Genomic DNA, 10614 nt, shown 5'->3' with positions numbered 1-10614 from the left:
GCGACGCCGATCCCGATGGCGACGTTGGTCCAGGGCTCGCCCAGCGGCCACGCGTTGAGCACGACGAAGAGCACGCCCCCCACCGCACCGATGAGGGCGCCCACCCGCGCACCGTTCCACTGCACCGAAGGTCGAGCCACGGCCCCATTCTCGGGTATGCGTCGCGCGTCGGCGCCGCCGGGCACCATCGGTCATGGACCTGCCCACCGATCCCGACGAGGCGACCCACCCGCTGGCCGAGGCGCGGACGGGCGAGCCGACCGCCTGGTTCGACGACCTCTACCGGGCCGCCGCCGACGGGGAGGCGGTCGTCCCGTGGGACCGGGCGGAGCCCAACGTCCTGCTCGTCGAGTGGGTGGAGCGTGAAGGACCGCCGACCTCGGCGCGGACCATCGTCGTCGGGGCCGGGCACGGGCGGGACGCGTGGGGGTCCCCCGCTTGCGCGGGAGTACCTCCTCGCTCGGATGCCCCACGACCGCGTTCGACATCTCACCGTCCGCGGTCGAACAGACCCGGGCGCGCCACCTCGACAGCACCGTCCACTACGACGTGGCCGACCTCTTGGGCGCTGCCTCGCGGGTGGATCAGCGGGTTCGACCTCGTCATCTGGGCCCATGGTGGTGGCCGCCGCTAGGCGGCTGGCACCAGGGAGAGCATGAACGTCCAGGCCCTGCCCGAACCGCCCCGTGCCGACGCGATCCGCGCCGTGAGCGGGCTGGTCGCCCCGGGCGGGACCTTGGTGGTCATGGCGTTCGGGTCCGACGGGACGGCGAGCGAGCGGGATGCCTACCCCCGGCCGCCGTGGCCGCTCGTGCGCTCGGAGATCGACGCCTTCGCCGGTCACGGGATCGACCTGGTCGCGGTGGAGCGGGTCTACCCCGACGAGGACCTCCGCTGGCGCGCGACTTTCCGGCGGCGCTGACTTCCGGGGCTCGCGATCGCCCACGATGGTGGTTGGGCCGCCCGGTCGCCGGCACCAAGGCGCTCCAGAGGGGAGGTTGGCGAGACCGTGGGCGATTGTCGACCCCAGGGGGTCAACCATCGCCCAGGGTGCTGGTCGGCCGCCGCTACGTCCGGGGCAGGCAGACGTGCCGGAAGCGCTCTCCCGGAATGTCCGGGACGGCTGGGCCGTTGGACACTAGGTTGAGGGGTCAAGGAGGGATCTACGGTGAGTGCGGAGCTGGATGAGCCTCGCTGGCTGACTGACGGCGAGCAGCAGTCCTGGCGTGCCTACCTGCGCGGAAGCCGATTCCTGGAAGAGGCTCTGGACCGCGACCTCCAGGCGCACGGCCTGCAGCTGACCGAGTACGAGATCCTCTCCATGCTCAGCGAGAGCGACGGCGGCCGCCTGCGGATGTCCGAGCTGGCCGACCTCGTCGTCCAGTCCCGCAGCCGACTCACCCACACTGCCGCGCGGCTGGAGAAGCGGGGCTGGGTCGAGCGGCAGTCCTGCCTGTCCGACCGCCGCGGCGTCGAGCTCGTGCTGACCGACGAGGGGTGGGAACGGCTCAACACCATCGCCAGGACCCACGTCGAGAGCGTGCGCAAGCACCTGCTCGACGTCATGGGCGCCGGCGAGTTCTCCGCCCTCGGCGTGGCGATGGGCAAGGTGCGCGACGCCGCGCTCGGGATACACCAGGCCGTCGTGGCTGAGGCGTGTGCGGAGGCCGAGCTGCAAGAAGACCTCGAGTCACGGCTCGACCAGCTGGCCGGCGCCTGAACCGTCCCTCAGCCGGGGTTGCGACAATGCCCGGGTGACGTCCACGCATACCGACCTGCCGGCCTACCCCCTGGAGGCGCCGGCCTCGGCTGCCCTCCTCGACCGGGCGCTGGCGGTCATCCCGGGAGGGGTGAACTCGCCGGTGCGCGCCTTCCGGGCGGTCGGCGGTACGCCACGGTTCATGGCCGGCGCGGCCGGCCCCTGGCTCACCGACGTCGACGGCCGTCGCTACGTCGACCTGATCGGCTCGTGGGGGCCGATGATCCTCGGCCACGCCCACCCGTCCGTCGTCGCGGCGGTCCGGGAGACGGCGACCCGCGGCTTCTCGTTCGGTACCCCCTCCGAGAACGAGGTCGCCCTGGCCGAGGAGATCGTCGCCCGCACCCCGGCGGAGCAGGTGCGCCTGGTCAACAGCGGTACCGAGGCCACGATGACGGCGATCCGGCTGGCCCGCGGCTACACCGGGCGGAGCGTCGTCGTGAAGTTCGCCGGCTGCTACCACGGCCACGTCGACTCGCTGCTCGCCGCGGCGGGCTCGGGTGTCGCGACGTTCGGGCTGCCGGACAGCGCCGGGGTGCCGGCGTCCTCGGCGGCCGAGACGATCGTGCTCCCCTACAACGACCTCGCCGCCGTCGAGGCCGCGTTCGCCGCGCGCGGCCACGAGATCGCCTGCGTCATCACCGAGGCCGCCGCCGGCAACATGGGTGTCGTCCCACCGGTCGGGGGCTTCACCGAGGGACTCCTCCGGGTCGCGCACGAGCACGGGGCGCTCGTCGTCAGCGACGAGGTGATGACGGGTTTCCGGTGCTCACCGTCCGGGTGGTACGGCCTTGAGGGCCCGTATGCGTCGGGGCCACCGGACCTGCTCACCTTCGGCAAGGTCATGGGCGGCGGCTTCCCTGCGGCGGCGTTCGGGGGTCGCGCTGACGTCATGGCCCTGCTCGCGCCGGCTGGGCCGGTCTACCAGGCGGGCACCCTGTCGGGGAACCCGGTCGCCGCAGCCGCCGGACTCGCGACGCTGCGCGCCTGCACGCCGGAGGTCTACGAACGCCTCGACGTGGTGAGCCGGGCCATCGCCGAGGGGGTCTCGGAGGGGCTGGGTCGCGAGGGTGTCCCGCATACCGTGCAGTGGGCGGGGTCGATGTTCAGCGTCTTCTTCCGGGAGGGGCCGGTACGCAACTACGACGACGCGCGGGACCAGTCGACGGCGGCGTTCGCGGCGTTCTTCCACGCGATGCTCAGCCAGGGCGTCCACCTGCCGCCCAGCTCGTTCGAGGCATGGTTCGTGAGCGCCGCGCACGACGACGAGGCGGTCGATCACGTCCTGGCCTCGGTGCCGGACGCATGCCTGGCCGCGGCCCGCGAGTTTGCGACAATCGACGCATGAGCTCCCCGGTCACCGTCGTGCACCTGATGCGGCACGGCGAGGTGCACAACCCGGAGGGGATCCTCTACGGCCGTCTGCCGGGGTACCGGCTGTCCGAGCTGGGCCGGGAGATGGCCGAGACGGTGTCCCGGTTCCTCGCCGTGCACGACGTGGTCCGGGTCGTGGCCTCTCCGCTGGAGCGGGCCCAGGAGACCGCGGGGCCCATAGCGGCCACGTTCGACCTGCCGGTGGAGACCGACGAACGGCTCATCGAGGCCGGCAACTACTTCGAGGGCAAGACGTTCGGGGTCGGCGACGGCGCCCTGTCGAAGCCTTCGGTCTGGCCGCACCTACTGAACCCGTTCACGCCGAGCTGGGGCGAGCCCTACGAGCAGATCGCCGCTCGGATGCTCGGGGCGATCGCGGACGCGCGCGTCGCCGCATACGGGCACGACGTCGTCCTGGTCTCCCACCAGCTGCCGGTCTGGACCGTCCGCAACAAGATCGAGGGCAAGCGGCTGTGGCACGACCCGCGCAAGCGTGAGTGCTCGCTCGCCTCGCTGACCTCGCTCACCTACACCGGGGACGACCTCACCTCGATCACCTACACCGAGCCTGCCGCGGGGTTGCTCGCCCGCGCGGCCAAGAAGGCGGGCGCGTGACCGGAGGTTCCCCCCGGAGACGTGGGGCGTTCGTGGCCGCATGCGCGCTCGGCCTGTCCCTGGTGACGGCCGCGTGCAACGACGACGCGAACAGCGTTGCGTCGCAGGCGATGGCCGGCGACGGCAAGGGTTACGTCGCGGGTGACGGGACGGTCGAGCAGCTGGCCGTGGCCGACCGTGGCTCGGCCGTCTCGCTGGGCGGCACGACGGTGGACGGTAAGCCGTGGTCCACGGCCGCCGACGCAGGCGGCAAGGTCGTCGTCGTCAACGTCTGGGGCTCGTGGTGTGCACCGTGCGTCGACGAGACCCCGCACCTGCAGCAGGTATGGCAGTCGTACTCCACCGCCGGGAAGCCGGTGGCCTTCGTCGGCATCGACATCAAGGAGAGTGCGGCGACGGCGGCCGCGTTCCTCAAGGCCAACAAGGTGACCTACCCGTCGCTCAGCGACAGCGGGAGCGGCGGTCAGCCGATGCTCGCGCTGCAGGGCAAGGCCGCTGCGACGCCCAGCACGCTGGTCCTGGACCGGCAGGGTCGGATCGCCGCTCGGGTCCTCGGCGCGACGACCGTCAGCACCCTCACGGGGCTCGTCGACGACGTGCTGGCCGAGCAGGCCTGAGGCCGTGAACCGGTCGTGAGCCAGCCCGCCTACCTGCCCGCATACCTGCCCGCATACCTGCCCGCTGCCGACGCCGCGGTGGCGACGGCGGCGCTGCCGATCGCGGTCGTCGTCGCGCTGGCCGCCGGCCTGGTGTCCTTCGCGTCGCCGTGCGTGCTGCCGCTGGTGCCCGGCTTCCTCGGCTACGTCACCGGCCTCTCCGACGTGGCGCTGGAGCAGCGGCGCCGCTCGAACCTCGTCCTCGGCGCGCTCCTCTTCGTCCTCGGCTTCACCGTCGTGTTCATCGTGCTGGTGGCGGTGGCCTCCGCCGTGTCCTTCGCGCTGCGGGAGCACCTCGACCTGCTCACCCGGATCGGCGGCGCCGTCGTGATCGTCCTGGCGCTCGTCTTCCTCGGCGTCGGTTCCGGGATCGGGTTGCAGCGCACCACGGTTCCCCGCTGGAAGCCGGCCGCCGGGCTCGCGGGTGCCCCCCTGCTCGGCGCGGCCTTCGCGCTCGGGTGGGCGCCGTGCACGGGACCCACGCTCGCCGCCATCCTCGCGCTGACCGCGCCGCTCAGCGCCGACAGCGGTGCTGTCGGGCGGGGAGTGATCCTGGCGGTGGCCTACTCGCTCGGTCTCGGCGTCCCGTTCGTCCTCATCGCCGCCGGGTACTCGAGGGCCGGTCGCACCGGCACCTGGCTCCGCCGCCACCGGCGCGGGATCCACGTGTTCGGCGGCGTGCTGCTGCTCGCCGTCGGCGTCCTCATGGTCTCCGGCGTCTGGACCGACTGGGTCGCGTGGGTCCAGGCGCATCTCGTCGGCGGCTTCACGACGGTGCTGTGATGGCCACCCAGACGCCGGCGCGCACCTCCGTCACCCAGCCCCGCCTCGGCCCGGTGGGCTGGGCGCGGTGGGCCTGGCGGTCCCTGACGTCGATGCGGACCGCGCTGTTCCTCTTGCTGCTGCTGTCGATCGCCGCCGTGCCGGGGTCGATCTTCCCGCAGCGCTCCATCGATGCCGCCAAGGTCGCCGACTTCATCGCGAGCAACCCCACCACCGGACCGTGGCTCGACCGGCTCGGGTTCTTCGAGGTCTACTCCTCGGTCTGGTTCTCGGCGATCTACCTGCTGCTCGTCATCTCGCTCGTGGGGTGCATCGTCCCCCGCAGCCGGATGCACTGGCACACCCTCCGCGCGAAGCCACCGCGCGCCCCCCGCAACCTCTCGCGGCTCGACCAGCACGTCGAGCTCTCGTATGCCGGTGACGTGGACTCCGCGCGGGCGGCTGCCACGGAAGCGCTGCGGCACAAGCGATTTCGGGTGGTCTCCCACGACGACGAGTCGGTGAGCGCCGAGAGCGGCTATCTGCGTGAGACCGGCAACCTGGTCTTCCACACCGGCCTCTGTGTCGTCATCATCGGCGTCGCGGTCGGGCATCTGTTCGGATGGCGCGGCGACGTCATCCTCACCGAGGGTGACACGTTCTCGTCGACGCTGTCCTCGTACGACTCGTTCCTGCCCGGAGCGATGACCGACCCGGAGAAGCTTCCGCCGTTCACCATCGACCTGAGGTCGATGAACGCCACCTTCGAGGACCAGGTGGGCGGCGCCCAGTTCGGCGCGCCCCGGAGCTTCACGGCCGACGTCACGACGACCGAACAGCCGGGTGGCCCGTCGACGCAGTCCGAGATCAGCCCGAACCACCCGGTCACCCTCGACGGTGCCGACGTCTTCCTCCTCGGAAACGGCTACGCGCCGGTGGTGACCGTCCGCGACGCGTCCGGGGCGGTGCTCTACCAGCAGGCCACGCCGTTCCTGGCCCAGGACAACGTCTACACGTCGGTGGGGGCGATCAAGGTGGGCGCCGCGCGACCGACGGCGCTGGCGTTCAGCGGCTTCTTCCTCCCGACCGCGGAGCCGACGTATGCGAACGGCCCCACCTCACTCTTCCCGGACGACCGCAACCCGGAGCTGGCCCTGTCGGTCTGGGAGGGCGACCTGTTCCCCGCCAACCGGCCGCAGTCGGTCTACACCCTCGACACGACCAACCTCAGCCAGCTGACCAAGGCCGACGGGACGCCGCTGCTGATCCGCCTCCAGCCCGGACAGACGTTCGAGCTGCCCGACGGCCGGGGCTCGATCAGCTTCGACAAGGTGGACCGGTTCGCCGGTCTCTCGGCCCGGGTCGACCCGGGCAAGGAGCTCACCCTGGTGGCTGCGATCGCCACGATCCTCGGGCTGATGGCCTCCCTGCTGGTCCGGCGGCGGCGCATCTTCGTTCGGGTCCGCCCGACCGACGACCCCTCGCGTACCCTCGTCACCATCGGTGGTCTGGCGCGGACTTCGGACCCCGGGCTCGGTGCGGTGCTGGCCGGGCTGCGCACCGAGCTCAGCAAAGGACCCTAGGTATGCCCTCCGCGGAACTGGTCGGGTACTCCAACCTCGCGCTGTACTCGGCGATGGCCGTCTTCACGGTCTCGATGCTGATCTTCGCGGCCTACCTCGCAGCGCTCGGTCCGGTCGCCGCCGAGCGCGGCTCGAAGCGACGCTCGCGGGAGCTGGTCGCTGCGGGTGCCACCTCGGTGGGGAGCGCTTCGGTGAGGAGCGCTTCGGCGAGGAGCGCTTCGGTGGGGAGTGCTTCGGTGGGGAGTGCTTCGGTGGGTAGCGCTTCGGTGGGGGCGCCCACGGATGCTCCGCCGCCGGCCGATGCGGTGCCGGTCGAAGCGGTGCCGGCGTCCGATCCGCCGGTGGGAGAACCCTCGGCTCGGGCGCGCAAGACCGGCAACATCGCGCTGTCCTTGGCCTGGCTCGGCACCCTGCTGCTCATCGCCTCGGTCGTGATGCGCGGGCTTGCGGTCATGCGTCCGCCGTGGGGCAACATGTTCGAGTTCGCGACGGCGGGGGCCGCGGCTGCCTCGCTCGCCTACTGCCTGCTCGCCCGGCGTCGGCACTGGGAGTGGCTCGGCCTGTTCGTGATCGGCCCGATCCTGCTGACCCTGGGCCTGGCCATGTTCGCGTTCTACACCGAGGCCGCCGAGCTGATGCCGGCGCTCAAGAGCGTGTGGCTGGTCATCCACGTCGTGGTCGCCATCCTCGCGGTGGCGGTGTTCACCATCGGGTTCTCGATGGGGATCGTCTACCTCGTCAAGCGCCGCCGCGAGGAGCATCCGCCGGCCCGACGCAACTTCGTCGAGACCTTGCCGGCCGCAGCGTCGCTGGAGCGGGCCGCATACGGGCTGAACATGGTCGGGTTCATCCTCTGGACGTTCACCCTGGTGGCCGGCGCGATCTGGGCACAGAAGGCGTGGAGCGCGTACTGGACGTGGGACCCCAAGGAGGTCTGGACGTTCGTCATCTGGGTGGTCTACGCGGCGTACATGCACGCGCGGGCGACGGCCGGGTGGGAGCCGCGCAAGGCGACGTGGATCGCGCTGGCGGGCTACGTGTGCGTGCTGCTCAACTTCACCGTGGTCAACCTGCTGTTCACCGGGCTGCACAGCTACTCGGGGCTCAAGTAGTGCTGAGGTACACCGTCCTGCGGCTGCTGATCTTCTTCGGCTGCCTGGTCTTCTTCTGGCTCGTGGGGCTGCGTAACGACCAGATCCTCCTGCTGCTGGTGTCGGCGGCCGCGTCGGTGCTGCTGTCGTTCTTCCTGCTGCGCTCGCAGCGCGACCGGTTCTCCGAGCAGATCCAGGACCGGATGGAGAAGCGTCACGAGGCCAAGCGACTGGCCCAGGGGTCCGTCGACCCGGACTCCGACGAGGCCGCCGAAGACGCCGAGCTGGACCAACGCCCCGACCGCTGACCCCGATTTCCCGCTTCCAGACGCCCGTTGTTGCCGATTTCGGCGTCGTTAACCCCGCGAAACTCACAACAATGTGAGTCCGGAAGATGGGGTGAGGCGGTAATGACCGGTGAACCTGGCCGCTGAGCCGACCCGGCGCCGGGCTCGTATGTCGGCGCGAACGGCGCTCTCCCGGTGGAGCAGGTCAGTGAGGCCGAACCGAACTCGTTCCAGCCCCAGGTTGCCCACCCGGTCGTAGCGCCGCTTCTCCTCACGCCACGCGCCTGCCGGGTCGATCACACCGTCTCTCGGCAACAGGTACTTGCTCTTCCCATCCAGCTCCAGGACGGTCCCATCCTCGAGCCAGCCGCCATCGACGCGGGCCACGAAATCATGAGCCCCGTCGAAGACGCCGACCTGGGGCTCGGGCAGATCAACGCCCCACTCGACGAACCGGACGAAGGCGTAAGACTCGAGCCATGACTCGCGTCGCCCGTCCACGATGTCCAACGACTGGTCGGACCGAGGCCGACCTGACCAGTGGCACTGCATCTCCAGTTGCACAACGATCTCGTCGATCGACGTCAGCTTCCGGTGCAGTGCGGCGTCCGCGATGGGAACGGAGATGCGGGGTCCGAAGGTGCGAAGGCAGTCGGCCACGGTACGTCCTGCAGTGGTCACCGGGATGCCGGCCAGCTCCGTCACATCCGTGACGCTGGAATCCGCGTGATGCACGACGAGGCCTGCCACGCGACGACTCCGCGCTGCACCCGACGTCTTTGTGAGGTGCGCGGTGTCAGCCGGCCCAAGGGGAAGCGGGAGGTCCCACAATGCGACGGCGGAGAGATGGCTGAGCGCGTGGGCCGAGCGTTGCTCGAAAAGGGCTGCGGTGGACGCTGTGAGGTATCGCTCTCGGGACCGGTCCTGGTCGGTCCGCGTATACACGCCTCGGCGGAGGCGAAGGAGGTACCCACGGCTGACGAGTCCCGCGAGTCGGACATCGCTGAGGCCGAGGCTCCGGGCCTGGGCTCGAGTGAACACCGAGGGCAGATCGGGAGGGTGCATCCCGTGACTGTCGGCGCGTTCAGACTCGTCGACGAGGACGTCGCATCAGCCTGTGGATGGTGTGGCGACGTGGTCACCCCCTGTGGACATCCCGACGTCGCGCTTCCGGACCGACGTTGTTACCGGTTTGGGGGCACCCGGCGCCGCGAAACCGACAACATCGCGCGTTTGGAAGCGGGAAGGCGGGCGGGAGACGGTCAGAGGTGGTGGTGGAGGGCCAGGCCGACGGCCAGCAGGACGGACCACAACAGCTGGAACTGGCCGGTCCGGGCCAGGACGGGGACCAGGTCGCGGCCCTGCGCCCCGGACCGGAGCGCCGCGAGGGCAGGCCAGAGGAAGACGTACGCCGGCAGGGCGAGCAGCGCGAACCAGGACCCGAGCAGCGCGCACGCCACCACGACCACCACCGAGACCGCCACCAGGCCGGCATACAGGAGCCGCGTGCCACGGTCCCCGAGCCGAACCGCCAGGGTCCGCTTCCCGGCCGCCGCGTCGGAGGGGATGTCGCGCAGGTTGTTGGCGACGAGGACCGCCGAGGCCAGCGCGCCCACTCCGACCGAGCCCAGCACGCCCACGACGGTCAGCACGCCCGCTTGCGTGTAGAGCGTTCCCAGCGTCGCGACCAGCCCGAAGAAGACGAAGACGACCACCTCACCGAGACCGCTGTAGCCGTAGGGCCGCCGCCCGCCCGTGTAGTACCAGGCCGCCACCACGCACAGGGCCCCGATCGGCAACATGACCCACGCCTCGCTGAGCGCGACGAGGGCGAACCCCCAGAGCCCCGCGAGGAAGAACGCCACGATGGCGGCCAGCCGGACGTCGGTCGGGTTGGCGAGGTCCTGCCCCACCAGCCGTACCGGTCCGACCCGCCCCGCGGCCGGAGAGTCGGTCCCGCGAATCCCGTCGGAGTAGTCGTTCGCGTAGTTGACCCCCACCTGGAGGCACAGCGCCACGACGAGGGCCAGCAACGCATACCCCCAGGTCGTCTCACCCAGCGCGTATGCGGCGCCGGTCCCGACCGCGACGGGGGAGACGGCGACCGGCAGAGTGCGGGGTCGGGCACCCTGGACCCACTCGTTTAACGTGGCCATGCGGGACTTCTGTGACTCGATTCGCTGGTGTGTCTTGGGGATCCGAGTCAGAGGTTACGCAGGAAGTCTGGGTCGTCCTCGGGGCCACGCGGGCCGGTGATCGGCCTTTTCGAGTTCCACGTGCCGGGCGGGAGCGAGCGCGCATGGCCGGCGAGGAGCCAGGCGAGCGGGCCGACCCACGGGATGATGACGACGAGGACGAACCAGGCGATCTTCGGGAGGTACTTGACCCGCTCGTCCTTCGTCTGGAGGCAGTCGATCGCCGCGTAGATCGTCAACGCGAGACCGGCGACGAGCAGCAGCACCCGCATCGGAGCGACCTCCCGTCAGC

Annotated in this window: 13 protein-coding genes and 1 pseudogene; 10 read left to right on the top strand and 4 right to left on the bottom strand. The window is 70.9% G+C overall.

The window, feature by feature from the left end; genetic code table 11:
* The first annotated feature begins 193 nt into the window (after positions 1 to 193).
* From VIG79_RS07550 to VIG79_RS07505, 10 genes are all read left to right on the top strand, one after another.
* Positions 194 to 634: a hypothetical protein gene (locus tag VIG79_RS07550; protein WP_331884141.1), complete on the top strand. Its 441-nt coding sequence runs from the start codon at positions 194 to 196 to the stop codon at positions 632 to 634.
* A 21-nt stretch (positions 635 to 655) separates the two neighbouring features.
* Positions 656 to 922, top strand: coding sequence for a hypothetical protein (locus tag VIG79_RS07545; RefSeq protein WP_331884138.1), 267 nt, complete (start codon positions 656 to 658; stop codon positions 920 to 922).
* Between the two features lie 246 nt (positions 923 to 1168).
* Positions 1169 to 1720, top strand: coding sequence for a MarR family winged helix-turn-helix transcriptional regulator (locus tag VIG79_RS07540; protein WP_331884136.1), 552 nt, complete (start codon positions 1169 to 1171; stop codon positions 1718 to 1720).
* A 34-nt stretch (positions 1721 to 1754) separates the two neighbouring features.
* Positions 1755 to 3107, top strand: coding sequence for a glutamate-1-semialdehyde 2,1-aminomutase (gene hemL / locus VIG79_RS07535; RefSeq protein ID WP_331884133.1), 1353 nt, complete (start codon positions 1755 to 1757; stop codon positions 3105 to 3107).
* On the top strand, positions 3104 to 3748 hold the full coding sequence (locus tag VIG79_RS07530) for a histidine phosphatase family protein (protein ID WP_331884130.1): 645 nt from the start codon (positions 3104 to 3106) through the stop codon (positions 3746 to 3748). The genes hemL and VIG79_RS07530 overlap by 4 nt, the downstream gene beginning before the upstream one ends.
* On the top strand, positions 3745 to 4365 hold the full coding sequence (locus VIG79_RS07525; RefSeq protein WP_331884127.1) for a TlpA disulfide reductase family protein: 621 nt from the start codon (positions 3745 to 3747) through the stop codon (positions 4363 to 4365). Before VIG79_RS07530 ends, VIG79_RS07525 begins: the two co-directional genes overlap by 4 nt.
* Before the next feature lie 15 nt (positions 4366 to 4380).
* The gene (locus VIG79_RS07520) at positions 4381 to 5187 is read left to right on the top strand and encodes a cytochrome c biogenesis CcdA family protein (RefSeq protein WP_414672599.1); all 807 of its coding nucleotides are present in this window, start codon (positions 4381 to 4383) and stop codon (positions 5185 to 5187) included.
* The gene (gene resB / locus VIG79_RS07515) at positions 5187 to 6749 is read left to right on the top strand and encodes a cytochrome c biogenesis protein ResB (protein ID WP_331884124.1); all 1563 of its coding nucleotides are present in this window, start codon (positions 5187 to 5189) and stop codon (positions 6747 to 6749) included. The genes VIG79_RS07520 and resB overlap by 1 nt, the downstream gene beginning before the upstream one ends.
* 2 nt (positions 6750 to 6751) lie before the next feature.
* Positions 6752 to 7861: a c-type cytochrome biogenesis protein CcsB gene (gene ccsB, locus VIG79_RS07510; RefSeq protein ID WP_331884121.1), complete on the top strand. Its 1110-nt coding sequence runs from the start codon at positions 6752 to 6754 to the stop codon at positions 7859 to 7861.
* Positions 7861 to 8148: a DUF4229 domain-containing protein gene (locus tag VIG79_RS07505; RefSeq protein WP_331884118.1), complete on the top strand. Its 288-nt coding sequence runs from the start codon at positions 7861 to 7863 to the stop codon at positions 8146 to 8148. The genes ccsB and VIG79_RS07505 overlap by 1 nt, the downstream gene beginning before the upstream one ends.
* A gap of 63 nt (positions 8149 to 8211) precedes the next feature.
* On the opposite strand, the gene VIG79_RS07500 is transcribed toward VIG79_RS07505, so the two are convergent.
* The 4 genes and pseudogenes from VIG79_RS07500 to VIG79_RS07490 form a co-directional block, all read right to left on the bottom strand.
* Complete coding sequence (locus VIG79_RS07500; RefSeq protein ID WP_331884115.1) at positions 8212 to 8832, bottom strand: hypothetical protein; 621 nt, start codon at positions 8830 to 8832, stop codon at positions 8212 to 8214.
* Positions 8833 to 9072: 240 nt separating this feature from the next.
* A pseudogene (locus VIG79_RS19765) lies at positions 9073 to 9192 on the bottom strand (type IV toxin-antitoxin system AbiEi family antitoxin domain-containing protein); the annotation flags it as partial.
* Between the two features lie 197 nt (positions 9193 to 9389).
* Positions 9390 to 10283, bottom strand: coding sequence for a 1,4-dihydroxy-2-naphthoate polyprenyltransferase (locus VIG79_RS07495; protein ID WP_331884113.1), 894 nt, complete (start codon positions 10281 to 10283; stop codon positions 9390 to 9392).
* A gap of 47 nt (positions 10284 to 10330) precedes the next feature.
* Complete coding sequence (locus VIG79_RS07490) at positions 10331 to 10594, bottom strand: PLD nuclease N-terminal domain-containing protein (protein ID WP_331884111.1); 264 nt, start codon at positions 10592 to 10594, stop codon at positions 10331 to 10333.
* Positions 10595 to 10614: the final 20 nt, after the last annotated feature.

Source organism: Lapillicoccus sp. (assembly GCF_036559105.1).
In the GTDB taxonomy this organism is placed as follows: Bacteria; Actinomycetota; Actinomycetes; order Actinomycetales; family Dermatophilaceae; genus Lapillicoccus.
Note: the sequence above shows the minus strand (reverse complement) of the source record. Positions and strands in the feature narration are given on the sequence as shown.